Below are 26268 nucleotides of genomic sequence, written 5' to 3' on the forward strand. Positions count from 1 at the left end.
AGCGGCCTCGCTCCGACTCAAGGCGGAGACTAGTCTGGACGCAGACAGAACAACGGCCCGCCGCTTGAAATCCGACGCCCACACCAGATTACAGGACGACCGACGCCCCTACGAACAAGGTGGCGCGCCGCTGGTCGCCCTATGGCACGCGATCTGGGCCGTGGCGATCAGCCTGACGGCCCTGGCGGCCCAGATGCTGGACGGGCTGAAGGACGCGCCCCTGGCGGCCCTGTTGATCATGGCCTTCCCCGGCATCTTCGGCGTGGTGCTGATGGTGCGCGACACCGCCGGCCTGCGGTTCGCGACCATGGCCGGCTGGTTGCTGGCGGCCACGGCGTCGGCGGGGCTGACGGGGGGCGCGACCGGGGCCTTGCCGGGGCTGATACTGATGCCTCTGGCCGCCGGGATCGCCCTCGATCATGGCAGGACAGGCGCCGACCGGCTGACGCGGCTGGGCGCCTTCGCGGTCATCCTGCCGCTGCTGTCGGGCCTGATCTCGACCTGGCTGAACGGGCCGGAGGCGCAAGCTCCGCTGCTGGCGGCCGTCTCGGGCCTGCTGGCCATGGGCGCCATCATCGCCGCCATGCGCCTGACCTGGAGCGAGCGCCAGCGGCGTCTGGCCGACGCCGAAGACGAGGCCGCCCGCATCGCCGCCCTGCTGCAAGACCAGCCGGCCCTGACCCTGCTGCTCGATCCGTCCGGCCGCGCCGTGGCGACCTGGGGCAATCCACCGCCCGCCCTGTCGGTGCTGGCGCTCAGTGAGCAGGGGCTGATCTCGGCCGTCCATGCGCCCGACCGCCCGGCGGTGTCCGCCGCCCTGGCCCGCGCCCTGTCGGGTCAACAGGTCGAGGTCCAGTTCACCCCGCGCATCGCCCTGGATCGCCGCGTCGTCATGATCCTGGGGCCATTCCACAACGACGGCGACCGACCCCGCCTGATCGCCCAGGCTTTCGACGGCACGGCCCAGTTCGCCCGCGAACTCGGCCTTGAGACCGCCCGCGTCGAGGCCGAGGCCCAGTCCGCCGGCAAGACCCGCTTTTTGGCGAACATGAGCCACGAGCTGCGCACCCCGCTGAACGCCGTCATCGGGTTTGCGGACATCATGCGCCAGAAGCTGTTCGGCCCCCTGCCCGACCGCTACGCCGGATACGCCGACGCCATCCACCAAGCGGGCGGGCACCTGTTGGACCTGATCAACGACGTGCTGGACCTGTCCAAGATCGAGGCCGAACGCTACCAGCTGGTCATGGAGGCCTTCGACGCCCGCGACGCCGTGTCCGCCGCCGTCGCCCTCGTCCGGCTCCAGGCCGACGACAAGGGCGTGGACCTCGCCGCCGTCCTGCCGTCCGAGCCGGTGAAGGTGCGCGCCGACGCCCGCGCCCTGAAGCAGATGGCGCTGAACCTGCTGTCCAATGCGGTCAAGTTCACCCCCGCCGGCGGCTCGGTCACCATCACCCTGGACGCCGACGGCCCGGACCTGGATCTGGTCGTGTCCGACACCGGCGTCGGCATCGCGCCGCAAGACCTCAAACGCCTGGGCCGCCCCTTCGAACAGGCCGGCGGCGCCGACCAGAAGGCGCAAGGCACCGGCCTGGGCCTGTCCCTGGTCCGTTCCCTGACCGAACTGCACGGCGGCCGCATGACCATCGACAGCACCCTGGGCGAAGGCGCCGCGGTGATGATCCGGTTGCCGGTGATGGTGGTGGAAGAGACGAGCGAGACGGTCGCCGAGGCGACGCCGGTCACAGTCGAGGCTTGATACCTGGTAGACATTAAGCTGCGGGGTATTGGCTTAGATACGCCCTTGACGAGCCTCGTTAGTGCCACTTGGTATCAGGACTCGAAAGTGTCAGTCTGACGTCGAGGGGGCACCTGATGTCTGAAAAGAATGACGCGCTCGTTTATGGCTTCAAACCTGACGCTTGGGAGCGCTTGCCAGAATGGCTCCAGACCTTCGTCACGGAGTCCAATGAGCGCAATGCGCATGCGCACCACAGCGCCCATCGTCACGCATCGCAGACGCTTCAAGATCAAGCATGGAAAGCCAGCGACTTTGTCTTGAAGACATTGGTGACTGTCCAAGGCGGTTCGCTGGTCGCAATCTTAGCGTTTCTGGGCTCGCTCACTCAGCGCCGATCACAGTTAGATGTTGCTCCCCTCCTCGCCTCACTTGGCGGTCTAGGACTGGGCCTGCTGTTCGCAATAGCCGCAGCATTCTGCGCTTATTTCGTTGCAGTGTATTACGCAGCCGGACACGACCGTCGGGAAACGTCCTTTTCCCACCCGTTTGTTCAAACGACCCCAGAAGGCGAAGCACACGATAGAATTGGCGAAACTTTTCGATTGTGGGGCATCGGGTTCGCAGTCGCGAGCTTGGTTTCAGCAGTTATCGGTATTGCAGCATTTGGCCTTTTCACAGTTAAGGCGCTGACTGCCCCGGAACGGGTCGCACATACGTCTCCGATGGAGACGGTATCGGCGCCTCAGATCGCAGAAAAGCCCGCCGTCCGAGAGGACGCGCGAGCGCTGAATTCGGAAGCAAGCAGACCCAAAGATCGCTAAGGGCGAACGCCTGCCGCCGCTAAACCTGCCCCATCGCCAGGAACGCCCGACCCGCCGCGAAATCCCCGGCTTCGAAGGTGGAGCGGGCGATGCTGCCGTCGCGGAACAGGAATTCGACGGTGAAGACCTCGCGCGGGTCCAGCGCCGACAGGGCGTCGGCGGCGGCGGCGGGGAACAGCCAAGCCTGACCGGCCGGGCGGCCTTCGGACAGCAACATGGCGTCAGCGCTGGTCACCCCGGCGGCCCAGAAGGCGCGGCGCTGGGCGACCGGCGGCAGGTCGTGCGCCAGCCACGGACGCGGCGCCACCGTGTGGTCGCGCATCACCACCCGCACCCCGGTCGGACGCGAGCGCCCCTGCCAGGACACCACGGCCGCCAGTTGATCCGGCCGGTCCATGCCGCCCACGACCCCGAACCGCACCGGAGAGGCGCCGGTCACGGTCGCCTGCATCAGCCGCCAGGTCGGGCGGGCATAGGCGGCGCGGTCCGCGCTCCAGCGCCGGCGCTCGCCGGGAAACTCCATCTTCGTCACCCGCGACCAGCCGGAAAAGGCGGTCTGGACCCGGCCGCTGACCGTCTTCAGATCGGCCGAGCCGCACGGCGTCGATCCCGCCCGCGCCCGCGCCCGCTGCGCCGTCTCGGCCAGCTGCCGGTCGTTCGAGCCCGCGCGTAGGGCCGCGCCCCGCGCCTGATAGGCCGCGGCGGTCAGGGCCGCGGTCAGTTGCGGCGCGAACAGGCCGCAGCGATCGTTGGCGGCCAGCACGAAGCTGCGCTCATAAAAGCGGTCCTGCGGCGCGGCGAACGCCACTATGGGGGTCGCCGCCATCAGCACGGCGGACATCAAGGCTCTGGCGCGCCGGGGGGAAAGGCCTATCCTCATGCCGCCACCCTAGCCCGCCAGGGTTGGGGTTCCGTGTTCGAGCAGGGTTAGCGAATTGCTTCTTTCCAGCGACCTGTGGGTCAGCGCCCTGATCCGCCGCGCCCAGATCGAGGGCGCCTACGCCACCGTGGTCGCCAAGGGCGACGACCGCGCCGGCTCGGTCATCGTCAAGGCCTATGACACCTCCACCCGCACCGCGCGCCTGTTCACCGAGGCCTTCGGAACCGACGGCGACCGCCTGTGGATCCAGCCGGTGACGTCCGACAGTGAAAGCGAACTGGACGCCTACATCGCCCGCCAGCGCGGGTATGACCCGGATTTGTGGGTGGTCGAGATCGAGGACCGGCAGGGCCGGCATTTCATCACGGAGAAGGTGCAGGGGTAGGCGGGATATCTACCCAACCTTCAATCAGCCAAGCGTCCTCACGTCGTAAATGAATTGATCCAGCGTGATTAGCTTCGGTTGAATGCTCTCCGGGAAGGCGCTGACCAGACTGGAGGGGATCACCAACTGAAGGTTGGCGGCCTGCATTTCGGCGAACTGGTTCTCCGAAACGCCTTCCTGCAGCGTGAGAAGGTGTTTGACGGGAACGCGATCCGCTTCGTTCAGCACCTGTCGCCACCGATCCCGCGCAGTTGTTTTCGCGGCGAGCATGCGCAGCCGATCCTTCGGAAAGCTCTCATCGGCATAGGCCTGTGCAGAGGGGAACAGGAAGTCGGGTTTCTTGTCGCCCTCCGAGGTCGCCCCGTGGCTGAACTGCCGATGTTCCACCAATCCTTCTTCTAGGAAGATTTCCCGCGCGTGGAGTTCGAGAGATCGTCCCGAGCGAGACTTGCGGCGTTGCAGGATCGTCTGCGCGAGGGTGAGGAAGTCATCCAGAGAGCGAAAGCCGCTGCCGACCTTTGGCCCCTCCAGGGCTTCCTCGACGGATTTGAAAATCTCGAACTCACATTTGCGGCGACGGATCAGCCTGTCGTCCGGCATCAGACTTTGAAGCGCCTGCATCTCGACCGACCGCTTCACGATTTCGGCGGCGCTGGGAAATCGTTCGAGCCAGTGCGGAGGCATTTCCGAGGGCGATAAAGCGCAGGACGTGCGCACGACGCCTGTGGCGAATAGACTGATTGGCTGACCGGGTTGCCAAGTTATGGCTTTGCCGGGATCGACTGGGCCGACCAGATCTTCGATGACCTCGCTCTCGTAGCCGTTACATACCCAAACATGGATCGCGGTTGCGCCAGACGCCAACGCGCCATTCTCAAAGACAAAGACAGCCAAAGCCCCCGTGCTGTCGGGGTCAAGCAGTGCAGATGCGCCACCACCCCACCCCGTGACACGCGCCTCATTTCGCGTCAGCCTGTTGTACCAAATCGCGGTAACAGACCGCACTTCCGTTCCGGAATCGACAAATGCGTCGATTTGAACCCGTGGATTCTTGACCTCCCAGTTTTGCAGTTGGGGCAATACCCGGAACAATAGTTCCTTGGGAATGTAGGGCCCGGCCTGGTGAGACTTGTTGGCCAGAGTGTCGTTGGCCGACAGGCGCTTCAGATACCAGACATGATCTGGCTTAGAAAACTCCGAGATCCAGTCTGGCAACCTCATTACCGGCATCAGGATACGCCTTCGATCTGTAGGCCGACTTCATCAGATCGAAGCCAGCTTTCAAGCTTGGCGATAACATCTTCGAGTTGCAAGCGCGTTTTGCCTTTCAACGCACACTCCCAAACGATAGCGACCCGCCAGTTGGCGTTAGCTAGACGCGCCAACGCCGCCGCATCAACGCTACAGTTGCGCTGGATCTTCTGTTTCCAGAATTCTGGCCGCGTCTTCGGCCACTTGAAGAGGTGGCAATCATGCCCGTGCCAGAAGCATCCGTGGACGAAGATCACGGCCCTATACTTCGGCAGGCACAAATCTGGATTGCCCGGCAAGTCCTTGCAATGGATCCGATAGCGAAACCCTTGCGCGTGAAGCGCCTTTCTGACGAGCAGTTCGGGCTTGGTGTTCTTACCTTTGATACCGGACATCATCCGGCTGCGGGTTGCAGGGTCGACTATATCAGCCAACCGCCACCTTGCGTTGAGCAGCCAGCGCCCGGAACAGGTGAGGCTTCATATGTTCGGCGACAGCCTTCACAGTAGGAACGACGACCGAGTTTCCGAATTGCCGATAGGCTTGCGTGTCCGAGACAGGGATGATGAAGTCATTCCCCTGCGGATCATCAAAGCCCATCAAACGGGCGCACTCTCTAGGGGTCAGACGTCTCGGCGCTTTGTCATCTTCCTGACGTATAAGAATCTCGGAGCCGTCCTTGTAGTAGCGCGCGGAGAGGGTGCGCGCGACGTCATCAGGCCCCACAAGACCAAACCCAAAACCGTTACCGGCTGCCTGATGCTTCTCCTTGTATCTCTGGAGATAATTCCAGAGATGATCAGTCAAAGTGTATTTCTCCGCCACACGGCCAGAGTTCCCAACAGTGAATCTCTGATCAGGCGCTTCCGACCCGTCGCCCGGATGAAGGATGTCCCGCAATTTTGGTTTGGCATCAGGAACTTTCAGATCGGCGAACCTGAACCCTTGATCCTCCCGGAATCCGACGATGAAAATCCGCTCGCGGTGCTGGGGAGTCCACGAACGGCCGTCGATGACCCGGAAGTCGATTTTGTATTTAAGTTCTTTTTCCAGGACGTCCTTGATTGTCTGGAATGTTTTTCCCTTGTCGTGACCGATTAGGTTGCGGACATTCTCAAGCAGGAAGGCCGCAGGTCGATGATGCGCGATGATCCGCGCCACGTCGAAAAACAACGTGCCCTGCGTTTTGTCCTCAAAGCCATGCGCACGCCCGAGCGCGTTCTTTTTGGATACACCGGCGATTGAGAACGGCTGACATGGGAAACCAGCCAACAGAACGTCATGAGCAGGAATATCCTCGACATCGACTTTTGTGATGTCCCCGTTGATCTCGTGATCGTCGTTCGGGAAGTTCGCAGCGTAAGTTTTCTGGCTATACTTGTCCCACTCGGAGGTAAAAACGCATTTACCGCCAATGGACTCAAAGCCGCGCCGCAGTCCGCCGATGCCAGCAAACAAATCGATGAACGTGAATTCTGAAGAAGTGTCACTTGTATTAGAACGTACAAGCTTGAGCTTCGACTGAACGCCTTTAGGCTGGGCCGGTCCGTCGATGTAGCCGCGGCTTACGGCGATATCAGCCGCTGCCTTTCCGGCTTGCTTCACCATGCTCGCATACTCCGACACGGTCGATTCCCCGCTTGCTCAAGTTGGCAGACTGCCAGGTTTCCGCCAGGAGAACAAGTCATGAACTTAATCAATCGTCGTCCATCTTCAGCGCGGCGATGAAGGCTTCCTGCGGGATTTCGACCTTGCCGAACTGGCGCATCTTCTTCTTGCCGGCCTTCTGCTTCTCCAGCAGCTTCTTCTTGCGGGTGGCGTCGCCGCCGTAGCATTTGGAGGTCACGTCCTTGCGCAGCGCGCGCACGGTCTCGCGGGCGATGATCTTGCCGCCGATGGCCGCCTGGATCGGGATGACGAACAGGTGGGGCGGGATCAGCTCCTTCATCTTCTCGACCATGCCCCGGCCGCGCGTCTCGGCGCGGGCGCGGTGGACCAGCATCGACAGGGCGTCCACCGGTTCGGCGTTGACCAGGATGGACATCTTCACCAGGTCGCCGACCTTGTATTCGGTGATCTCGTAGTCGAACGAGGCGTAGCCCTTGGAGATCGACTTCAGCCGGTCGTAGAAGTCGAACACCACCTCGTTCAGCGGCAGTTCGTAGACCACCATGGCGCGGGAGCCGACGTAGGACAGCTCGACCTGCGAGCCGCGGCGGTCCTGACACAGCTTGATGACGCTGCCGAGGTACTCGTCGGGCGTCAGGATCGTGGCCTTGATCCAGGGCTCGGAGATGGTCTCGATCTGCATCACGTCGGGCAGGTCGGCCGGGTTGTGCAGGTCGATCTCGGAGCCGTCGCGCAGACCGATCTTGTAGACGACCGAGGGGGCGGTCGCGATCAGGTCGAGGTTGAACTCACGGCTGAGCCGCTCCTGAATGATCTCCAGGTGCAGCAAACCGAGGAAGCCGCAGCGGAAGCCGAAGCCCAAGGCGGCCGAGCTTTCCATCTCATAGGTGAACGACGCGTCGTTCAGGCGCAGCTTGCCGATGGCGGCGCGCAGGTCCTCGAAATCGGCGGCGTCCACCGGGAACAGGCCGCAGAAGACCACCGACTGGACCTCCTTGAACCCCTTCAGCGGTTCGGCGGTCGGCTTCTTCTCGTCGGTGATGGTGTCGCCGACGGCGGCGTGGGCCACTTCCTTGATCTGGGCGGTGATGAAGCCGACCTCGCCGGGGCCGAGCTGGTCCACCGGGGTGTTCTTGGGCAGGAAGACGCCGACCCGGTCGATCAGGTGGGTCGAGCCGTTGCGCATCATCTTGACCCGCATGCCGGTCTTCAGCACGCCGTCGAACACCCGCACCAGCACGACGACGCCCAGATAGGGGTCGTACCAGGCGTCGACCAGCATGGCCTTCAGCGGCGCGTTCGGGTCGCCCTTGGGCGCCGGCAGCTTGGTGACGATGGCCTCCAGCACGTCCTCGATGCCGATGCCGGACTTGGCGCTGCACAGGACGGCCTCGGAGGCGTCGATGCCGATCACGTCCTCGATCTGGGCGCGGACCCGCTCGGGCTCGGCCGCCGGCAGATCGACCTTGTTCAGGACGGGGACGATCTCGTGGTTGTTGTCGATGGCCTGATAGACGTTGGCCAGGGTCTGGGCCTCGACCCCTTGCGAGGCGTCCACAACCAGCAGAGAGCCTTCGCACGCCGCCAGCGAGCGGCTGACCTCATAGGCGAAGTCCACGTGGCCGGGCGTGTCCATCAGGTTCAGGACATAGTCCTGGCCGTCCTTGGCCTTGTAGTTCAGGCGCACGGTCTGCGCCTTGATGGTGATGCCCCGTTCCTTCTCGATGTCCATGTTGTCGAGCACCTGCTCGGACATCTCGCGCGCGGTCAGGCCGCCGGTGTACTGGATCAGTCGGTCGGACAGGGTCGACTTGCCGTGGTCGATGTGCGCGACCACGCTGAAGTTGCGAATGTTCGAGATAGGGGGAGTCGTCATCCGCGCGCCCCTATCACGCGTAGAGGGCGGGGACCAGCCGCACGGCCGATCCCGCCCGCGCCTTAAGTCACATTAAGCCTTCGCAATAAACGCCTTCGCCGTTTGAGAAGGTTTCGCGGACGCGGTATGGGACAAGCCTCTCGATAACCGGCGCGAGCCGGCGATCCGCTTCGCCTGCAACCGAGGAAATCCCCCGTGTCCAAGACGACCCGCACCGTTCTCAACGTCGGCGCCATGGCCCTGTCGGCCTTCCTGCTGGCGAGCTGCGGCGGACATGGCGAGGAAAAGACGGACGAAAAGGCCGCAGGCGGCTCGCGCCAGACCGTCAGCGCCGCGACCGTCGCCCAGACCAGCCTGAATCGCACCGTCACCGCCTCGGGCACCGTGTCGGCCTGGGAAGAGGTGCCGGTGGCGGCCGAGACCGGCGGCCTGACCGCCGTCGCCGTCTATGTGGACGAAGGCTCCTACGTCCGTCAGGGCCAGGCCCTGGTGCAGATGAACGACGTCCTGCTGCGCGCCCAGTTGCAGCAGCAGCAGGCCCAGGTCCAGCTGGCCCAGGCCAATGTGTCGCGTGACGACGCCGCCCTGGACCGCGCCCAGCAGCTGAAGGAACGCGGCTTCCTCAGCCAGGCGTCGCTGGATACGGCCCTGGCCAACCAGCGCGCCTCCAACGCCAATCTGGCGGCTGCGCGTGCGACCCTGGCCCAGACCCAGACCCAGCTGTCGCAGGCGACCATCCGCGCGCCCGTCGGCGGCCTGATCATCAGCCGCAGCGTGACCAAGGGCCAGATCATCGCCGCCGGGACCGAACTGTTCCGCATGGTCCGCGACGGCCGGCTTGAGCTGGACGCCCAGGTGCCCGAGACCGAGCTGGGCCTGATCCGCGCCGGCCAGTCGGCGACCGTGACCTCCAGCGAGGCGGGTCAGACCACCGGCTCGGTCCGCATCGTCACGCCCGAGGTCAACGCCACCACCCGCCTGGGCCTGGCGCGCATCTCGCTGGCGCCCGGCGCCCAGCTGCGTCCCGGCATGTTCGCCCGCGCCGATATCGCCGTCGGCGACCAGCCCGCGACCACCGTGCCGACCGGCGCGGTGCTGTATCGCGAGAACAAGCCGGGCGTCTTCGTCGTGAACGGCGACAGCACGGTCCACTTCCAGCCGGTGACCATCCTGTCGCGCACCGAGACCCAGACGGCGGTCAGCGGCGTCGCCGTCGGTGTCCGCGTCGCCGTGGACGGCGCCGGCTTCCTGAACGAGGGCGACCGCGTCAACGTCGCCCAGGCCGTGGGCGCGGCCCCGGCCGCGCCTGCCGCCCAGCCGGCGACCCCGGCGGCCAAGAAGTAGGACCGACGACCATGAATCAGATGTCGTCCTGGGCGATCAAGAACCCGATCCCGATCATCCTGCTGTTCCTGCTGCTGACGCTCGGCGGCGTGGTCGGCTTCATGGGGATGCGGATCAATCAGAACCCCGACATCGACTTCCCCCTGGTCGCCGTCACGGCCGCCCGCCCCGGCTCGGCCCCGGCGGAGATGGAGGTCCAGGTCACGCGCCTGATCGAGGATTCGCTGGCCGGCCTGTCGGGCGTGCGCCACATCACGTCCAACATCACTGACGGCGTGTCCTCCACGACCATCGAGTTCGAGCTGGGCACCGACACCGACCGCGCCACCAACGACGTGCGCAACGCCATGACGGGCCTGCGGGCGTCCTTGCCACAGGACATGCAGGAACCGGCGGTCCAGCGCATCGACATCACCGGCGACGCCCTGATCACCTACGTCGTCCGCTCGCCGACGATGACGCCGGAAGAGATCAGCTGGTTCATCGACAACGAGGTCAGCCGCGGCCTGCTGGCCCTGGGCGGCGTGGGCGAGGTCAACCGCTCGGGCGGGGTGGATCGCGAAATCCGCGTCGAGCTGGACCCGCAACGGCTCGCCGCCTATGGCGTCACCGCCGCCGAGGTCAGCCAGGCGCTGAACAACGTCAACAACAACCTGCCGGGCGGCCGCGTCACCATCGCCGGGTCCGAGCGCGCCGTGCGCACCCTGGGCGCCGCGACCTCGGTCGAGCAGCTGAGCGGCACCCTGATCCCGCTGGGCGACGGCAAGACGGTGCGTCTGGATAATCTGGGCAAGGTCGAGGACAAGTGGAGCGAACCGCGCCGCCTGGCCCGCTACAACGGCCAGGAGGCCGTCACCTTCAACTTCCTGCGCTCGCGCACCGCCTCCGAGGTCAAGGTCGCCGAACGGGTCCGCGAAGAGGTCAAGAAGCTCGACGACGCCCACCCCGAACTGACGATCAGCCAGGTCACGGCCAGCGTCGAACAGATCGAGGAATCCTATCTGGCCTCGCTGGAGGCCCTGCTGCTGGGCGCCGTGCTGGCGGTCATCATCGTCTTCATCTTCCTGCGCGACTGGCGGGCCACCTTCATCGCGGCCATGGCCATGCCGATGTCGCTGATCCCGACCTTCGCCATCCTGGGCCCGCTGGATCAGTCGCTGAACGTGGTGACCCTGCTGGCCCTGTCGCTGACCATCGGCATTCTGGTCGACGACGCCATCGTGGAGATCGAGAACATCGTCCGCCACATGCGCGACGGCAAGCCGCCCTATGACGCCTCGCTGGAGGCGGCCGACGAGATCGGCCTGGCGGTCGTGGCCACCACCGCCACCATCATCGCCGTGTTCGCGCCCGTCGGCTTCATGCCGGGCATCATCGGCCAGTTCTTCAAGGCCTTCGCCTTGGCGGCCTGTGTCTCCGTGGCCTTCTCTCTGCTGGTCGCGCGGACCCTGACGCCGCTGATGGCGGCCTTCATCCTCAAGCACAGCCATCACGAGGACAAGGATCCGTTCTGGATGGGCGGCTATCTGAAGGCGCTGCGCTGGTCCCTGGGCAACCGGTGGAAGGTGTTCGTCATCGGCATCCTGTTCCTGGTCGGATCGGTCGGCACGGCCATCGTGGCCAAGATGTCGTTCGAGTTCATGTCGCCCGGCGACACCGCCCGCGCCGCCTTCCAGGTCGAGCTGCCGCCCGGCTCGACCCTGCGCCAGACCGACGCCGTGGTTCAGCAGGTCACCCGCAGGCTGGAGGCCCGGCCCGAGGTTACCTCGGTCTATGCCGCAATCGGCGGTCAGGACGTGACCCAGGCCAATGTCTATGCCGACATGGTGCCCAAGGGCGACCGCGACCTGAGCCAGCAGGCCTTCGCCCGCGCCATGGTGGACGAGCTGAAACAGATCCCCGGCGCCCGCATCCGTGCGGGCATCGCCCAGTCGGGCGGCGGTCCCGGCGACGGCACCAGCTACACCTTCTCGATCCTGAGCGACAATCCGGACGCCCTGAACGCCGCGGCGCGCAAGGTCGAAGAGGAGATGCGCGGCGTTCCCGGCCTGGCCAACGTGGTCAACTCGGCCGCCATCGCCCGTCCCGAAATCCTGGTCACGCCGCGTCCCGACGAGGCGGCTTTAGCCGGCGTCTCGGCCGGCGCCATCTCCCAGGCCGTGCGGGTCGCCACCATCGGCGACGTGGATCAGAACCTGCCCAAATACAATCTGGGCGACCGCCAGATCCCGATCCGCCTGCAGCTGACCGAGGAAGCGCGCGAGGATCTGAGCGTGCTGGAGAACCTGCGCGTTCCGGGCAACAACGGCGCCTCGGTGCCGTTGAGCGCCGTCGCCGACATCCAGTTCGGCGCCGGCCCCGCCACCGTCACCCGCCAGGACCGGTCGCGGATCGCCTCGATCAGCGCCGAGCTGGACGGCATCGCCACCGGCGCGGCAGGCGCAGCGGTCAACCGCCTGCCCTCGGTCCAGAACCTGCCCGCCGGCGTGCGCCAGGTGCCGGCCGGCGACGCCGAGTTCATCCAGGAGATGCTGACCGGCTTCGCCATCGCCTTCGCCTCGGGCATCCTGCTTATGTATGCGGTTCTGACGCTGCTGTTCAAAAGCTTCGCCTATCCGATCACCATCATGGCGGCCCTGCCCCTGGCCATCGGCGGCGCCTTCATCGCCCTGGCCATCGGCGGCGCCAACTTCTCCATGTCGGCCCTGATCGGGGTGCTGATGCTGATGGGGATCGCGGCCAAGAACTCCATCCTGCTGGTCGATTACGTCATCATGGCCGAGCGGGACGGCATGCCGCGCCACGAGGCCATCATGGACGCGGCGCACAAGCGCGCCCGCCCCATCCTGATGACCACCTTCGCCATGGGGGCGGGCATGGTGCCCATCGCCATGGGGGTCGGCGCCGACGTCCAGTTCCGCTCGCCCATGGCCATCGCCGTGCTGGGCGGACTGATCTCCTCGACCTTCCTGTCCCTGCTCTACATCCCCGCCATCTTCACCATCGTCGACGACATCGCCGGCTGGGGCCGCCGCATCCTGAGCCGCTCCACGGCGGGACAGCGCGAGCTGGCCAAGCCGAGGCCGACGCCCCTGGTGGAGTAAGCCAAACCTCAGACCGGCGCTGCGGTCTTCATCGCGTCGATGAAGACCCGCAGCGCCGGCGGAAGGTTCCGATGCCCGGCGTAGTAGAGATAGTTCGACGGAAGCAGAGGGCTCCAGTCGTCCAAAACCCTTATCAGGGCGCCGGACGCGAGATAGGGCGCGGCCTGGCTCTCGATCACGCAGGCGATGCCGAGACCCGCTAAGGCGCCCTCGCACAGCATGTCGATGTCGTTCGTCACAAAGCCCCCGGGAACGTCCATCGTCGTCGTCTGACCGCCTCGCTCAAAGGTCCAGCGATAGATCGAGCCCGCCGTGGGAAGGCGATAGTTCAGACAGCGGTGGCGTTGCAGGTCGGACGGGATCATCGGAACCCCGGCAGCATTGAGATAGTCAGGCGAGGCGACCATGGCGATGCGCACGCCGTCGTCCAGCCGGACGGACACCATGTCCTGCTCCAGCGACGGCAGCCGCCGAATGCCGGCATCGAAGCCGCTTCGGACGATATCGACGAGACCATCGTCCACGACCAGTTCGACCGTGATCTCAGGATAGGTCTCGGCGAATCCGGCCAAGCGAGGAAGCACAAGGCCGAAAGCCGCCGACCGATGGGTTGTGACCCTGACGCGTCCGGCGGGCTTCGCCCGGTCCGCGTTCAGGGTGACCAGAGCGGCCGTCACCTCGTCGATGGCGGGACGCAGGCTGGAGAACAGACGATCGCCGGCCTCCGTCGGGGCGACGCTACGGGTCGTGCGATTGAGGAGGCGCACACCCATTCGCGCCTCCAACAGACGCATGCGGTGACTGAGCGCCGACGCCGTCACGCCGAGACCAGCGCCGGCCTTGGTGAAGCTGCCCGCCTCGACGATGGCCGCGAAGACCGCCAGATCGTTCCAGGTCTCGCGATCCATTATTGAGCGTCACTCATAAGGCTTGGTTGGAAACCTGCACTACCGCTCAACCATGGCACGGTCCAACTTGTGAGAACAATCCGACAGGAGCCTTTTCATGAGCCTCGCACACTACCGTCCCCTCGGTCGATCCGGCCTTATCGTCAGCCCTCTGGCGTTGGGGACCATGACGTTCGGCGTGGCACGCTGGGGGATGGAGCGTTCTGCCGCCGAGGCCGTATTCGACGCCTATATCGAGGCGGGCGGCAATCTGATCGACACCGCCGACGTCTATGCGGGCGGGGGTGGAGAAACGATGGTCGGGGAGATGATTGCTGAACATCGCAACCGGGACCAGCTCGTCATCGCCACCAAGTCGGGGTTTGCGGTGGGCCAGGGTCCGCACGCGGGCGGCAACAGCGCCAAACACATCCATGCGGCGTTGGAAGGTTCCCTGCGCCGCTTGAAGACCGACTATATCGATCTCTACTGGATCCACGTCTGGGACTCGGTGACGCCGCCCGAAGAATTGCTGGAAACCATGTCCGCCCTCGTGAGGTCGGGCAAGATTCGCTATTGGGGCATGTCGAATACCCCGGCCTGGTACGTCGCCCAGGTCGTCACCCTGGCCGCCGCCAGCGGACGGCGCGGTCCCATTGCGCTGCAGTATTTCTACTCTCTGGTCAGCCGGGACATCGAAGCCGAGCATGTGCCGCTGGCGAAAGACACGGGCCTCAGCGTCATGCCGTGGAGCCCCCTCGCCTACGGCCTGCTCACCGGGAAATACGACCGCGCGACGGTCGAGGCGGCGCCTTCACGAAGCGGCGGCTTGCCGAGCGAGGCAGACAATCGCGACGCCCCGACCCAGAGCGGCGCGCGACTGGACGGCGCCAATCCGTTCGGGGACACCCTGTTCACAGATCGCAACTGGGCGATCGTCGATGTTCTCAAGCGCGTGGCGTCGGAGATCGGGGAAACGCCCGCCAAGGTCGCGCTCGCCTGGGTGCTGTCGCGCCCGGGCGTCGATACGGTGCTGATCGGCGTCAGTCGGGTCAGCCAGCTTCAGGACAATATCGGCACGGTCGGCGTCACCCTGTCCCAGGATCATCTGGATATCCTGAACCGGTCCAGCGCCCCGGAGCTTCCGATGCTGTACGGCCTGTTGAGCGGCGAGATGCGGCGGCAGGTCGTGTTTGGCGGCGCGGACGTCTCGACACGGCGATAGGCGCGCCATCGCCTCGTCCGAAAGGAAAAAGGGCCGGCCGGTTTCCCGGTCGGCCCTTCGTCGTTCAGCCTTGGGGCTGACGATCAGTATCTGACCTTCAGCGTCACGCCGTAGGTGCGCGGGGCGCCGAGGTAGGCGTTGTAGGTCGCCGTGTCGGTGGCGATGTTATAGAAGGTGCCGTCCGCTTGGGGCGTCGTCGTGTTGGCGAAGGCCGTGCCTTGCAGCGGGGCGGCGAAGCCGACCTGGGTGTATTCTTCTTCCAGCAGGTTCTGGCCCCAGACCTCCAGCGTCCAGCGCTCATCCGCCGAACCGATCGAGACCCGGCCGTTGACGACGGTGAAGGCGTCCTGATTCTTGTAGGGCAGCAGGTCCGAGCCGGTGTTGTATTCGGTCGAATATTTGGCCGACAGGTTGAACCCGCCGCGCAGGCCGCCGCCCAGTTCGCGGTCGAAGGCCAGGGCGCCGGTGACCGACCATTCCGGAGCGAACGAGGCGCGCGCACCCGGCAGCAGCGACAGCTGCGGGAAGCGGCCGGGGCTGGACAGGTCGCCGGCGCCGAACACGCCGTATTTGGCGTCGGTGTAGGTGACGCCGCCCTGGAACGACAGGCCCTCGACCGGGGTGAACCAGACCATGTCGGCATCGACGCCGCGCGAGGTCAGCTCGGGGATGGATTCCACCACGAAGGCGGTGCCCAGGAAGGTGTTGAGCTGGAAGTTCTCGAACTTCTGATCGAAGTAGGTGAGGTTCAGCAGCATGGTGCGGTTGAACAGGGTCGTCTTGACCCCCGCCTCATAGCTGTCGACCGTCTCGGCGGCGAAGAACAGCGAGGCGTCCGGCGCCACGCCCGTCTGCACCCGATCCATGTTGTAGCCCGCGCCCTTGTAGCCACGCGCATACGAACCATAGACCATGATCGACGGGTTGAACCGGTAGGACGCCTTGATGGTGCCCGACAGGTCGGTGTCGCTGAACTTCTCCTGGATCCGGCGATTGTCGTAGAGCGGGTTGGACCAGGGAAGGCACAGCAGGCCCAAGGCAGCGGCCGGGGTGGCGACGTTTGCGGTGCCGGGGATCGGCGAGACCGTGCGGTTGGCCGGGTTCTGGTTGGCCAGGGCGCCGCCGCAGGCCGCGCCGTTGGTTCCCAGATTGTCCTGGATGCCCAGCAGACGCTTGCTGTCATAGGTGTAGCGCAGGCCCAGGTTGATATCGAAGGCCTCGGTCACCCGGTAGGTGTTGTTGGTGAACAGGGCCACCGATTCCGAGCGCTGCGAATAGTGGTCCTGATACGCCTTGCCGGCCGAGAAGGTCGGGGCGGCGGCGCTGGGCGGCACGGCGCCGATGACGCACAGCGGCTGGCCCGCGGCCGCGCCGGCCGTGCCGACCAGGAAGCCGTTCGGGTTGGTGAAGCAGCCCAGGCGCGACGGGCTGGGACCGCCGACGGCCGCCGGCAACGTCGCCGTCAGCAGGAAGGAGGCGAAGGCGTTGTAGTCCGAGCCATAGACATAGCTGTCATCGCGATAGACGCCTTCCTTGGTGGCGAACAGGCCGACCAGCCAATCCAGCTTGTCTGACGTGCCCGCCAGGCGGAACTCTTGCGTCAGGTTGTCGACGCCATAGCCGTTGGAGCCGTCGTTGGCGCGATACAGGATGTCGGCGCCGGTATAGTCCAGGTCCATCCCCTGCTGGAACGACCAGTCGCGCCATGAGGTCTGGGACGTCAGGGTGGCGTTGATGCTGGGGAAGTCGATGGTCGCTTCCGCCGACAGACCCATGTCCTCGATCTCTTGCGGCGTCTCGCGGTTGGAATAGGCCAGGCGCGAGAAGGGCACCGTGCCGAAGCCCGCGACCGGCGGCCGTTGTCCAGGGCCGTTGGGCGCCGTAAGGGCGGCGATGAAGGCTTGGGACGGGCCGACGCGCGTCTGCACGGCGGAGCAGCAGAACTCGTCGCGCTTGGTGTAGTCCGCGATCAGGCGGACCGAGACATCGTCGCTGGGCAGGATCAGCAGCTGACCGCGCCCGGTCCAGTAGTTCTGGGTGTTGTCTTCGGTCTTGGAGTTGGGGCCGTCGCCGACATTGACGTCGTAGAAGCCGTCACGCTCGCGGTGGGCGACGAACAGGCGACCGGCGATCTGGTCGGTCAGGCCGCCCGTGACGGAGACCGAGCCGCCGATGGCGCCGAAGTTGCCGCCGGTCAGCTCCGCCGAGATCGACGGATCGAACGACGGGCGTTCGGTGATGATGTTGATGACGCCGGCCGAGGTGTTCTTGCCGAACAGGGTGCCCTGCGGTCCCTTCAGGACCTCGATGCGGCTCAGTTCGCCCAGGTCGCCGAAGCCGACCGAGTTGCGCGAGCGATAGACGCCGTCGATGACCACGCCGACCGAGCTTTCCAGGCCTGGGTTGTCGCCGACGGTGCCGGCGCCGCGGATGCGGACGGTGGTCGAGGCTTCCGACTGGGTCGAGGTGACGGTCAGGCCGGGCGTCAGGATCTGCAGATCCTTGATGTCGCGCACGCCGGCGCCGTCCAGCAGTTCCTGCGACAGGGTCGTGACCACGATCGGCACGTCCTGCAGGCTCTGTTCGCGCTTCTGGGCGGTGACGATGATGTCGTCCACGGTCGCCGGGGCGTCCTGCGCGGCGGCGACGCCGGCGAAGCCCATAACGGCGGCGCCCATGACGGCGGCGGACACGGTTGTTCTGAGTTGAAGATTGCGGCGCATAGGCGTCCTCCCGGCTGAAGCCACGTTCGCACAGAGCGATCGCGGCGTTTCCTGTCCCAATCGACGTCCCCTTCTTGGGGGAGCGTTCGTTATCGCTAGGCTAAGCGCGCTTCGGCCCCACGGACAAGCGAGCGTTGTTACCCGCGACGATTTTTCGCCGTGGATTAGCCTTTGTGTGTCAGGGAAGAGACATAAAACGCTGACGTTAGGTCAGTTTTTGCCCACTTTTTGGCCCCAGAGGCTCGACTTCAGGCTGCAAGGCGACCGGGTCGGTCTGGCGGCGACGACCGGCAAATCCCAACACGAGAGCCGCCGCGATCGCCGACAGGATCGAGCCGCCGATGACGCCCAACTTGACCTCGACCTGTTCGGGCGAATCCACCGCGCCGGGGAAGGCCAGCACGCCGATGAACAGGCTCATGGTGAAGCCCACGCCGCACAGCAGCGAGACGCCATAGACCTGAAGCCAGCTGGCGCCCGTCGGCCGCGCCCCGATCTTCAGCGCCGAGGCCAGCCAGGCCGCGCCCATGACGCCGATCTGCTTGCCGAAGAACAGGCCCAGGGCGATGGCGATGACGAGGGGGGCGAAGGCCTGGTCCATCGACAGACCGGCGAAGGAGACCCCCGCCTTGGCGAAGGCGAACAGCGGCAGAACCAGGAAGGCGTTCCACGGATGCAGGTCGTGCATCGCCTCCTTCAGCGGGCTCTGGCGATCTTCGGCGCGGCCCTTGATCGGCACGATCATGGCGAAGGCCACGGCGGTCAGGGAGGTGCTGAGGCCCGACAGCACCGTCAGATACCAGACCAAAGCAAAGCCCAGCACCCAGAAGGGCGCCGGAATGCGGATGCGGTGCGCGGCGACAGCCCCGACGGCCAGTGCGCCCAAGGCCCAGAACAGCGGCGTCCAGTTGGCGCCCTCGCTGAACAGGACCGCGATCAGGGCGATGGCGCCCAGGTCGTCGACGATGGCCAGGGTCAGCAGGAAGACCCGCAGCGACGACGGCAGCCCCTTGCCCACGAAACCGAAGATGGCGAGCGCAAAGGCGATGTCGGTCGCCAGCGGAATGGGCCAGCCGGCATGGGGCGCCCCCATGGTCGCGGACAGCAACAGATAGACCGCCGCCGGCCCCGCCATCCCGCCCAGCGCCGCCAGCACCGGCGTCGCCAGCTTGCGCGGGTCGCTCAACTCGCCACGCACGATCTCGTATTTGATCTCCAGCCCCACCACGAGGAAGAAGATCGCCATCAGACCTTCCTTGATCCAGTCGGAGATCGTCTCCTCCAGCCGGATCGGGCCGATCTGGAGCACGTGATAGCTCTTTAGCCAGGTGAAATAGTCCGCCGACCACGGCGAGTTGGCGACCAGCACGGCGGCGATGGCGGCGAGCGCCAGGGCCGAGCCGGATGCGGCCTCGGTCTTGAGGAAATCGAGTGTCAGTTTGCGCGCCACGGCGGCCTCCAATGAAAATACTGAAGCTGTCGTGACGCCAGGTTATCGACGGGCGTCGGACCGGATTCGTCGCCCTTTCGAAGCGCGCCGGCCTGGCCGCGCGGAGCGACCTGATGGCTGAGGTCCAAGATAGAGGGTGAGACTGGTTTCGCCAAGCCTGACGCGGGCGGCAGACAGGGACAGGACTCATTCCTGACCTCGATTTAACTTGTGGTTTTGGGGGATCGCCGCGAGGACGCTCACATAGCGGGGGGTGCTTGATATGACTCTGAAATCGATTGCGGCGGCGTTGTCGCTGGCAAGCCTGTGCGCGGCTTCCGCTCACGCCGAGACCGTTGCACCGCTCACTTTCGTCGAGCGTCTGGCGCAGGCAGGATCGCCGCTGACGGTGCGGTCGGAGGGCTTCTCGGGTCCGGGCGCCGCGATCCTGTCTGAGGCCATAGACGCCAGCCGCTACGTCCTCATCGGCGAGAGCCACTTTTCGCGCGAGATCCCCGCCTTCACCACCAACGTCTGTCGATTGATGGCGGCTGGTGGCCTGGAGACGGGCGGCCTGACGGCCATGGCCGTCGAGACGGGGCCTGAGGCTGCGGTAGCCGTCAACGCACGGCTGAGAGCGTCGGACCGGGAACAGCAGATGTCCGACTTTATAAACGCCCATCCCGACGTCATGGCCTTCCTCAACGGCCGAGACGAGGGTCAGACGGCCGCCGATTGCGCGGGTGTCGCCGGGCCGGACTTCGAGCTGTGGGGACTGGATCAGGAGTTCCTGGGCGCCAGCGGCTATCTGATCGAACAGATGCTGGCGGCCGGTCCGGGACCGCTCGCCCGCGCCCAGATCGAGGCGCTGGCCGAGCAGGAGCGGACGACGATGCAGGCCGCGCTCGCCTCCGGTTCACCCTTCGACTTTTTCCTTCTGAAGGCTGCCGATGCGACGCTGGATCAGGCGGGGGCGGCGATCGATCAGGACGGCGGCGACCGGGTCAGGACGCTGTTCGCCGCCCTGCGCGAAACCCGCGCCATCTATCAGGCGTCGCAGGCTCGCCGTGGCGATCCGAACGGGCGAAGGGCGCGGTTGATGAAGCGGACGCTGGCCGCCCATCTCGCCGAGGCTCCGCAGGCGCGCGTGCTAATGAAGTTCGGGGCCTACCATCTCTATAAGGGTTACAATCCGCTCGGTCAGCGCGATGTGGGCAATTTCGTCGCTGAACATGCCGACGGAGAGGGTGTCCAGTCGCTCAACATGATCGTCGTCGGCGCGAGAGGCACGGAGGCCGGATACAACGGGGTCGCTCGCCCGATGAGGGTGCGCGAATTCGATGCGGTCACGGGCGAGGACAGCGACTGGCGCAAGGATGTGATGCTGGCCCGTCCGTCGAACATGGCACCGGGCGACTGGCTCCTGGTGGATCTGCGCACTCTGCGCAGCGCCGATCTGGAAGCCCTGACGCCGGAGTGGCGCGCGATCATCCGCGGCTACGACCTCGCCATCGTGGCGCCGGAACTGACGGCGTCCACCAAGCTGGGGGCGGATTACGCCCCCTAGGCGCAGACCGCATTGATCATGTTGGTTCAAGAAGGACGGTTGCACTTCGATCTCGGGGACCGCACCTAGCCTCCCATGCCCGTCTCCCCCGCCTACCGCCCCGAACCGCGCTTCTTCAACCTGGGCGCCGACTATGCCGATGCGGTTCAGGCCGCCGACTTCCCGCAGACGATCTTGCGGTTCCGCAACGACCGCGCCGCCGCCGAGGTCGGGCTGGAGGGGTTGAGCGAGGCGGAATGGATCGCCGCTTTCGGCCGGTTCGCTCCACTGCCGGGTCAGCCGGGGCCGATCGCCATGCGCTATCACGGTCATCAGTTCCGCCACTACAATCCCGACCTGGGCGACGGGCGTGGGTTCCTGGCGGCGCAGATGCGGGATGGCGCCGACCGTCTCATGGACCTGGGAACAAAAGGTTCGGGGACGACGCCCTGGTCGCGCAGCGGCGACGGGCGGTTGACGCTGAAGGGCGGGATGCGCGAGGTGCTGGCGGCGGCGATGCTGGAGGCGCAAGGCGTCCCCACCAGCCGCGCCTTCTCCCTGATCGAGACCGGCGAGGCGTTGGAGCGGGGGGACGAGCCGTCGCCGACGCGGTCCGCCGTCCTGGTGCGCCTGTCGCATAGCCATGTGCGGTTCGGCACTTTCCAGCGGGCAGCCTATCTGGGCCGCGTCGATCAGATCGAGGCGCTGATCGAACACGTCCGAACCCTTTATCATCCGAGCGTCGCGGCCGGGGATGCGCACGGCCTGCTGACCGCCATCGTCGAGGCCTCGGCGAAGCTGACGGCGCGCTGGATTGCGGCGGGCTTTGTCCACGGCGTGCTGAACACCGACAATCTGAACGTCACGGGCGAGAGCTTCGACTATGGCCCCTGGCGGTTCCTGCCGGAATACGACCCGGCCTTCACCGCCGCCTATTTCGACCAGACCGGCCTCTACGCCTTTGCGCGCCAGCCCGAGGCGGTGTTCTGGAACCTGACGCAGTTGGCCGGGTGTCTGAAGCTGGTCGCCGACGTGGAGCCGTTGACGGCGGCGCTGAACGGGTTCGGCCCGGCCTATATCCGCGAACTGCGCGCCGCCTTCCTGATGCGGCTGGGGGTGAGCAGCCTGGGCGAGGCGGCGGATCAGCGGCTGGTGGATGCGACCCTGGCCCTGTTGAGAGAAGGCGGCGCGGCGATGCGGTGGGAGCCGCTGTTCTTCGACTGGTTCGGCGGATTCGCCTCGTCGGCCCGCGCCCTGTCGGGACCGCGCGCGAAACTCTATCAGGGCGAGGCGTTTGACGCCTTCCGCTTCGCCTTGATGGAACACGAACCCGACCGGATCGAGCGGCTGGAACACCCGATGTTCGCCGCCCGCGAGCCCGAGGAGATGCTGATCGACGAGGTCGAGGCCATCTGGGCCGCCATAGACGCCGACGACGACTGGACGCCGTTCAAGGCCAAGCTGGCCCGGCTGGAGGCCGCCCGCGTGACCTGGGGATTCAGCGCCTGACGCCGAACCTTACGAAAGCTTCATCTCGTTTATCGATAATGTTCTTGCTCGTTTATCGATAAATCCATATCGATAGTCACCAAGGCGGTCGCGGAGGGCGACCCGATTGGAATGACGAAAAATGAAAATGATCGGTAAGCGATCCATCGCCAGCGCAGTACGTCTGGTCCTGGGTTTTGCAAACGTGTTCGTGATGATCGGCGCGATCGCGGTCGGGGGCGCCTTGGTCGTCAGCCTGATCTTTCCAAGCTTCGGCGCAGGCCTGATGGACGGGTTGAAAGGCGTCGACGTCGATCCCCATACCAGTTTCGAAATGACGGGTAGGCTGACCCTGCTGGGCGCCTTCCTCGCCTGCGGCTTCACCTGGTGGATCATCAACCGGCTGCGGCGCATCCTGCTGTCGGTCAATCAGGGCGACGCCTTCGAGTTCGCCAACGTCAAACGGCTTCAGGCCGTGGGCCTGGGCCTGATCGGCATTCAGCTAACGGCGCTTCTGCTGGTCTTCGTGGCGCCGCAGAGCATCGGCCAGTCGCCGTCCGACTATGACTTCGACCTGGGGTCCTGGCTGGGCATTCTGGTGGTCTTCATCCTGGCCGAGGTGTTCCGGCAGGGGTCGGCCATGCGCGACGAACAGATGACCACGGTCTGAGAGGGGAGCGCCATGATCATGATCCAGCTGGACCGCCTGCTGCTCGAACGCCGCATGTCCCTGACCGAACTGTCCGACCGCGTCGGCGTCACCTTGGCCAACCTGTCGATCCTCAAGACCGGCAAGGCCCGCGCCGTCCGCTTCTCCACCCTGGACGCCCTGTGCCGCGCGCTGGACTGCCAACCCGGCGACCTGATCGTCCAGACGCCGGGACCGCAGCCAGAGGACTGACCAAAAGGAAAGCGTCATTGTCTCGATGTAAATGACACTTGACTTAACACCAATGCAGATCGTAAAGCTCCCTTGTCACAACGACAGGGGAGCTTGTCATGAAACATCTCGAACGCACCGAATACACCCAGGACCAGAAGACCGTCATTTCCATCGCCGCGGCCCTGGCCGCCGTCAGCCTGACCGCCAAGGTCGACACGCCCTTGTGGCCCAGCAGCCTCGGCGCCCCGCCCCCGCTGGGTCTGGTCGTCCTGCTGATCGGTCTGACGCTGGCGATGATCCATTATAATGGCGTCTGGTGGCGCGGGCTGGACGAGACGACGCGCCACGCGCACCGCAAGGCCTGGTGGATAGGCGGCAATCTGGGCGTCTTCGCCGGCGCCGTCGCACTGGTCGCCCTGCTGAACAACGGCGTGACCCTGACAGAACCGCTGCTGCACGGCCCCGCCGCCTGGGCCGCGACCGGCTTTCTCTGCCTGCTGGGGGGACAGGCGGTCGGCTATGGTCTGGCCCTGCTGCTGAACCGGCGGGCCGGATGAGCCGGGTCGCCAACCGCGTGCGCGACCTGCGCAACCAGCAGCAGATGTCGCTGGGCCAGCTCAGCCGAAGGCTCGGCGTCTCTCGCCTGACCCTGCGCGCCATCGAAACCGGCCTCTATGCGCCGTCCCTGATCCTGGCGGTCCGTCTGGCCCGCACCCTGAACCATCCGGTCGAAGACCTCTTCGCCGTCTGACCCGGCGGCGGCGCATCCCGCGCCGCGCCACACCCAAACCTGAAACCAAGGATACGACCATGAATCTCCAGATCGCTCTGGGGCGCGCGGCCTCGCGCGTCCAATCCATCGGCGCCGGCATGGCGCTGGGCCTCGCCGCCTGGGCCGCCATCTTCGCTGGCGAAGCCTATGCCGAGACGCCCGTCGCCCCTACCCCCGTCGCCCTGGCCCCCATCGCCCGCGCTGCCGGCGACGGCCCGCCTCTGTGGGTCGTCCGGGACGCGGACTCCACCGTCTATCTGTTCGGCACGGTGCATCTGCTGAAGCCCGGCACGGCCTGGGGGTCGGACAAGGTGGACGCCGCCTTCGACAGCGCCTCGGACGTCTGGTTCGAGGTCACCAACCCGGATGACCAGGCCGCGCTCGTGCCGGTGTTCCAGCAATACGGGCTGTCGCCGGATCGCCCCCTGTCCAGTTGGCTGACGCCCGACGAACAGGCAACCCTGGTCAAGGCCGCTCCGGCCGCCGGTCTGACCGCGCAACAGATCGATCCTTTCCGCCCATGGTTCGCCGCCCTGATGGTTGCGACCGGTCCGCTGACGGCCGCCGGGTACGATCCGGCCCTGGGCGTCGAGATCAACCTGCGCGCCCGAGCCCTGGCGGCCGGCAAGCCGATCCATGGGCTGGAGACCATCGACCAGCAGATCGGCGCCCTGGCGCGGATGAGCGACGCGGGCCAGATGACCTATCTGCGGCATTACCTGAAGACCTACGGCACAGCCGCCGCCGAACTGGACCACGCCGTCGCCGGCTGGATCGCAAGCGACCAGGCCGCCCTGGCGAAGTATGCGCATGAGAACGGACGCGCCATTTCCGAAGAGACGCACCAAATCTTCATGGCCCGCCGCAACGCCGACTGGGCCGACCAGATCGAGACCCTGCTGAAGGGGTCCGGCACCAGCTTCATCGCCGTCGGCGTCGGCCATCTCGCCGGGGACGACAGCCTGCAGGACCTGCTGGCGGCGCGCGGAATATCGGTGATCCAGCAATAGGTCGCCGAACGTATCGGGGTTGTGGGGCGTCGGGAATCGGACCAGACGCCCCGGCCCGTAACACAAAGTCATCAACTGATGTCATCGGTTGATGTCATCGCCTGATGACAAATATCGGAAGCGCCGCTATATCCCCTCTTGCGAACGGCGACCCCTAATCCGATATCGCGACTGTTACGAAATCAGGTTCCTCCCCCGATGACCACCTCGACCTTCACCACCGCCCCTTCGCGCAGCCGCGCCGCCTACGCCAACATCGCCCTTTGGACGCTGCAGGGCTGGATCGCGATGTTCTTCATCGCCGCCGGCTACGCCAAGCTGACCGAGCCGATGACCAACCTCATCAATCTGATGGGCTGGCCGGCGGTGGCGCCCGAGAACATGGTGCGCGGCCTGGGCGTGGTCGAGATCGTGCTGGCGATCGGCGTGCTCAGTCCGCTGATCTCGTGGCGCATCGGGCGCCCGCTGCTGATGACGGCGGCGACCGGCCTGATCGTGCTGGAATCGACCATGCTGGTCATTCACGCCCTGAGCCAGGACGTCGGCCTGGCGGCGGTCAACGCCATCCTGCTGGCCTTCACCGTCCCGGTCCTGCTGGGTCGTCGCAAGGCCTTCTGAAAGAGATCGAACGCCGGACCCCTCTCCCCCCCTGCTGTCCGGCGTTTGCGCCCGGAACCTCCCCCCAGGTTCCGGGCTTTTTCATGCCTGAAAACCGGCCTCGCAAAAAGCTTACCCTTACGTGCGCGTAAAGCGCTTCCCTTTACGCGCACGTCAAGTTATGTTGGGTCATGGCCACCGCCGACGACCACCGCACCTATTCCATCCGCCAGCTCTGCCGCGAGTTCGGGGCCACGGCGCGCGCCCTGAGATTCTATGAGGACAAGGGCCTTCTGACTCCTGCGCGCAAGGGACAGACGCGCGTCTATGACGCCCGCGACCGCGCCCGGCTGAAACTGATCCTGAGGGGCCGCCGCATCGGCTTCACCCTTCAGGAGATCCAGGACATGATGGATCTCTATGATCAGAAGGATCACAACGTCCATCAGATGGCGGTGGCCCTGGTGCGTCACCGCGCCCAGATCGCGGCGCTGAAGCAGCAGCTGGAAGACATCGAAGGCGCCATCGAGACGGCCGAACAGGCCTGCAACTGGATGGAGTCCAAGCTTTCCGAACACCGCCCCGACCTGCTGCCGGGCGCCGAAGACTATGAGAAGCTGCTGCGCGCGCGTCTCAACCACGACCATCACCACCCCTTCAAAGCAAGAGCGTAATCC

At 65.7% G+C, this 26268-nt stretch carries 23 protein-coding genes; 15 read left to right on the forward strand and 8 right to left on the reverse strand.

What is annotated here, in order from left to right:
• Positions 1 to 64 precede the first annotated feature (64 nt).
• Together EGY25_RS02615 and EGY25_RS02620 are read left to right on the forward strand one after the other, a co-directional pair.
• Positions 65 to 1759: a sensor histidine kinase gene (locus tag EGY25_RS02615; RefSeq protein WP_245159311.1), complete on the forward strand. Its 1695-nt coding sequence runs from the start codon at positions 65 to 67 to the stop codon at positions 1757 to 1759.
• 116 nt (positions 1760 to 1875) lie between these two features.
• Complete coding sequence (locus EGY25_RS02620) at positions 1876 to 2562, forward strand: hypothetical protein (RefSeq protein ID WP_135193510.1); 687 nt, start codon at positions 1876 to 1878, stop codon at positions 2560 to 2562.
• Positions 2563 to 2581: 19 nt separating this feature from the next.
• Here EGY25_RS02620 and EGY25_RS02625 read toward each other — a convergent pair whose 3' ends face one another.
• Complete coding sequence (locus tag EGY25_RS02625; protein WP_245159312.1) at positions 2582 to 3403, reverse strand: hypothetical protein; 822 nt, start codon at positions 3401 to 3403, stop codon at positions 2582 to 2584.
• A gap of 94 nt (positions 3404 to 3497) precedes the next feature.
• Between EGY25_RS02625 and EGY25_RS02630 the strand changes: the two genes are divergently transcribed.
• Positions 3498 to 3827 (forward strand): DUF1491 family protein, encoded by a 330-nt coding sequence (locus EGY25_RS02630; RefSeq protein WP_135193511.1) that lies wholly within the window; start codon positions 3498 to 3500, stop codon positions 3825 to 3827.
• Between the two features lie 24 nt (positions 3828 to 3851).
• Here the strand turns inward: EGY25_RS02630 and EGY25_RS02635 are convergent, their stop codons facing one another.
• The 4 genes from EGY25_RS02635 to lepA all read right to left on the reverse strand — a co-directional run bounded on the left by EGY25_RS02635 (position 3852) and on the right by lepA (position 8583).
• The gene (locus EGY25_RS02635; RefSeq protein ID WP_135193512.1) at positions 3852 to 5057 is read right to left on the reverse strand and encodes a type II restriction endonuclease; all 1206 of its coding nucleotides are present in this window, start codon (positions 5055 to 5057) and stop codon (positions 3852 to 3854) included.
• Positions 5057 to 5473, reverse strand: a complete 417-nt coding sequence (locus EGY25_RS02640) for a very short patch repair endonuclease (RefSeq protein ID WP_245159313.1) — start codon at positions 5471 to 5473, stop codon at positions 5057 to 5059. The genes EGY25_RS02635 and EGY25_RS02640 overlap by 1 nt, the downstream gene beginning before the upstream one ends.
• Positions 5474 to 5504: 31 nt before the next feature.
• Complete coding sequence (dcm, locus tag EGY25_RS02645; RefSeq protein WP_135193514.1) at positions 5505 to 6686, reverse strand: DNA (cytosine-5-)-methyltransferase; 1182 nt, start codon at positions 6684 to 6686, stop codon at positions 5505 to 5507.
• An 88-nt stretch (positions 6687 to 6774) separates the two neighbouring features.
• Entirely contained in the window at positions 6775 to 8583 is a 1809-nt protein-coding gene (lepA, locus tag EGY25_RS02650) for a translation elongation factor 4 (RefSeq protein ID WP_135193515.1), read from the reverse strand.
• A gap of 195 nt (positions 8584 to 8778) precedes the next feature.
• Between lepA and EGY25_RS02655 the strand changes: the two genes are divergently transcribed.
• Both EGY25_RS02655 and EGY25_RS02660 read left to right on the forward strand, forming a co-directional pair.
• Entirely contained in the window at positions 8779 to 9927 is a 1149-nt protein-coding gene (locus tag EGY25_RS02655) for an efflux RND transporter periplasmic adaptor subunit (protein WP_135193516.1), read from the forward strand.
• 11 nt (positions 9928 to 9938) lie between these two features.
• Positions 9939 to 13031, forward strand: a complete 3093-nt coding sequence (locus EGY25_RS02660; protein ID WP_135193517.1) for an efflux RND transporter permease subunit — start codon at positions 9939 to 9941, stop codon at positions 13029 to 13031.
• Positions 13032 to 13039: 8 nt separating this feature from the next.
• Here the strand turns inward: EGY25_RS02660 and EGY25_RS02665 are convergent, their stop codons facing one another.
• Complete coding sequence (locus EGY25_RS02665; protein WP_135193518.1) at positions 13040 to 13939, reverse strand: LysR family transcriptional regulator; 900 nt, start codon at positions 13937 to 13939, stop codon at positions 13040 to 13042.
• Positions 13940 to 14036: 97 nt separating this feature from the next.
• On the opposite strand from EGY25_RS02665, the gene EGY25_RS02670 reads away from it, so the two are divergent.
• Positions 14037 to 15143 (forward strand): aldo/keto reductase, encoded by a 1107-nt coding sequence (locus EGY25_RS02670; protein WP_135193519.1) that lies wholly within the window; start codon positions 14037 to 14039, stop codon positions 15141 to 15143.
• Between the two features lie 83 nt (positions 15144 to 15226).
• Here EGY25_RS02670 and EGY25_RS02675 read toward each other — a convergent pair whose 3' ends face one another.
• Entirely contained in the window at positions 15227 to 17866 is a 2640-nt protein-coding gene (locus EGY25_RS02675; protein ID WP_135193520.1) for a TonB-dependent receptor, read from the reverse strand.
• Between the two features lie 205 nt (positions 17867 to 18071).
• Positions 18072 to 19316 carry a Na+/H+ antiporter NhaA gene (nhaA, locus tag EGY25_RS02680; protein WP_135193521.1) on the reverse strand — a complete coding sequence of 415 codons (1245 nt, stop codon included), beginning with the start codon at positions 19314 to 19316 and terminating at the stop codon, positions 18072 to 18074.
• Between the two features lie 262 nt (positions 19317 to 19578).
• On the opposite strand from nhaA, the gene EGY25_RS02685 reads away from it, so the two are divergent.
• From EGY25_RS02685 to EGY25_RS02725, 9 genes are all read left to right on the forward strand, one after another.
• Complete coding sequence (locus EGY25_RS02685; protein ID WP_135193522.1) at positions 19579 to 20862, forward strand: hypothetical protein; 1284 nt, start codon at positions 19579 to 19581, stop codon at positions 20860 to 20862.
• 75 nt (positions 20863 to 20937) lie between these two features.
• Complete coding sequence (locus EGY25_RS02690; RefSeq protein WP_135193523.1) at positions 20938 to 22350, forward strand: protein adenylyltransferase SelO; 1413 nt, start codon at positions 20938 to 20940, stop codon at positions 22348 to 22350.
• Between the two features lie 121 nt (positions 22351 to 22471).
• Positions 22472 to 22999, forward strand: a complete 528-nt coding sequence (locus tag EGY25_RS02695; RefSeq protein WP_135193524.1) for a DUF2975 domain-containing protein — start codon at positions 22472 to 22474, stop codon at positions 22997 to 22999.
• 12 nt (positions 23000 to 23011) lie between these two features.
• Positions 23012 to 23230, forward strand: a complete 219-nt coding sequence (locus EGY25_RS02700; RefSeq protein WP_135193525.1) for a helix-turn-helix domain-containing protein — start codon at positions 23012 to 23014, stop codon at positions 23228 to 23230.
• Between the two features lie 98 nt (positions 23231 to 23328).
• The gene (locus EGY25_RS02705) at positions 23329 to 23769 is read left to right on the forward strand and encodes a hypothetical protein (protein WP_135193526.1); all 441 of its coding nucleotides are present in this window, start codon (positions 23329 to 23331) and stop codon (positions 23767 to 23769) included.
• Positions 23766 to 23963 (forward strand): helix-turn-helix transcriptional regulator, encoded by a 198-nt coding sequence (locus EGY25_RS02710; protein ID WP_135193527.1) that lies wholly within the window; start codon positions 23766 to 23768, stop codon positions 23961 to 23963. Before EGY25_RS02705 ends, EGY25_RS02710 begins: the two co-directional genes overlap by 4 nt.
• 59 nt (positions 23964 to 24022) lie before the next feature.
• Positions 24023 to 24994, forward strand: a complete 972-nt coding sequence (locus EGY25_RS02715; protein ID WP_135193528.1) for a TraB/GumN family protein — start codon at positions 24023 to 24025, stop codon at positions 24992 to 24994.
• 198 nt (positions 24995 to 25192) lie between these two features.
• The gene (locus EGY25_RS02720) at positions 25193 to 25612 is read left to right on the forward strand and encodes a DoxX family protein (RefSeq protein ID WP_135193529.1); all 420 of its coding nucleotides are present in this window, start codon (positions 25193 to 25195) and stop codon (positions 25610 to 25612) included.
• A 170-nt stretch (positions 25613 to 25782) separates the two neighbouring features.
• On the forward strand, positions 25783 to 26265 hold the full coding sequence (locus tag EGY25_RS02725) for a MerR family transcriptional regulator (protein WP_135193530.1): 483 nt from the start codon (positions 25783 to 25785) through the stop codon (positions 26263 to 26265).
• Positions 26266 to 26268: the final 3 nt, after the last annotated feature.

The organism is Brevundimonas intermedia, assembly GCF_004614235.1.
Taxonomy (GTDB): Bacteria; Pseudomonadota; Alphaproteobacteria; order Caulobacterales; family Caulobacteraceae; genus Brevundimonas; species Brevundimonas intermedia_A.

Coding starts and splice junctions, on each gene's coding strand:
- EGY25_RS02705 (WP_135193526.1), top strand. CDS start 23,329: ATGAAACATCTCGAACGCACCGAATACACCCAGGACCAGAAGACCGTC.
- EGY25_RS02700 (WP_135193525.1), top strand. CDS start 23,012: ATGATCATGATCCAGCTGGACCGCCTGCTGCTCGAACGCCGCATGTCC.
- EGY25_RS02640 (WP_245159313.1), bottom strand. CDS start 5,473: ATGTCCGGTATCAAAGGTAAGAACACCAAGCCCGAACTGCTCGTCAGA.
- EGY25_RS02675 (WP_135193520.1), bottom strand. CDS start 17,866: ATGCGCCGCAATCTTCAACTCAGAACAACCGTGTCCGCCGCCGTCATG.
- EGY25_RS02720 (WP_135193529.1), top strand. CDS start 25,193: ATGACCACCTCGACCTTCACCACCGCCCCTTCGCGCAGCCGCGCCGCC.
- EGY25_RS02625 (WP_245159312.1), bottom strand. CDS start 3,403: ATGTCCGCCGTGCTGATGGCGGCGACCCCCATAGTGGCGTTCGCCGCG.
- EGY25_RS02660 (WP_135193517.1), top strand. CDS start 9,939: ATGAATCAGATGTCGTCCTGGGCGATCAAGAACCCGATCCCGATCATC.
- EGY25_RS02685 (WP_135193522.1), top strand. CDS start 19,579: ATGACTCTGAAATCGATTGCGGCGGCGTTGTCGCTGGCAAGCCTGTGC.
- EGY25_RS02725 (WP_135193530.1), top strand. CDS start 25,783: ATGGCCACCGCCGACGACCACCGCACCTATTCCATCCGCCAGCTCTGC.
- EGY25_RS02620 (WP_135193510.1), top strand. CDS start 1,876: ATGTCTGAAAAGAATGACGCGCTCGTTTATGGCTTCAAACCTGACGCT.
- EGY25_RS02695 (WP_135193524.1), top strand. CDS start 22,472: ATGAAAATGATCGGTAAGCGATCCATCGCCAGCGCAGTACGTCTGGTC.
- lepA (WP_135193515.1), bottom strand. CDS start 8,583: ATGACGACTCCCCCTATCTCGAACATTCGCAACTTCAGCGTGGTCGCG.
- EGY25_RS02670 (WP_135193519.1), top strand. CDS start 14,037: ATGAGCCTCGCACACTACCGTCCCCTCGGTCGATCCGGCCTTATCGTC.
- dcm (WP_135193514.1), bottom strand. CDS start 6,686: ATGGTGAAGCAAGCCGGAAAGGCAGCGGCTGATATCGCCGTAAGCCGC.
- EGY25_RS02635 (WP_135193512.1), bottom strand. CDS start 5,057: ATGCCGGTAATGAGGTTGCCAGACTGGATCTCGGAGTTTTCTAAGCCA.
- EGY25_RS02710 (WP_135193527.1), top strand. CDS start 23,766: ATGAGCCGGGTCGCCAACCGCGTGCGCGACCTGCGCAACCAGCAGCAG.
- EGY25_RS02665 (WP_135193518.1), bottom strand. CDS start 13,939: ATGGATCGCGAGACCTGGAACGATCTGGCGGTCTTCGCGGCCATCGTC.
- EGY25_RS02715 (WP_135193528.1), top strand. CDS start 24,023: ATGAATCTCCAGATCGCTCTGGGGCGCGCGGCCTCGCGCGTCCAATCC.
- EGY25_RS02690 (WP_135193523.1), top strand. CDS start 20,938: ATGCCCGTCTCCCCCGCCTACCGCCCCGAACCGCGCTTCTTCAACCTG.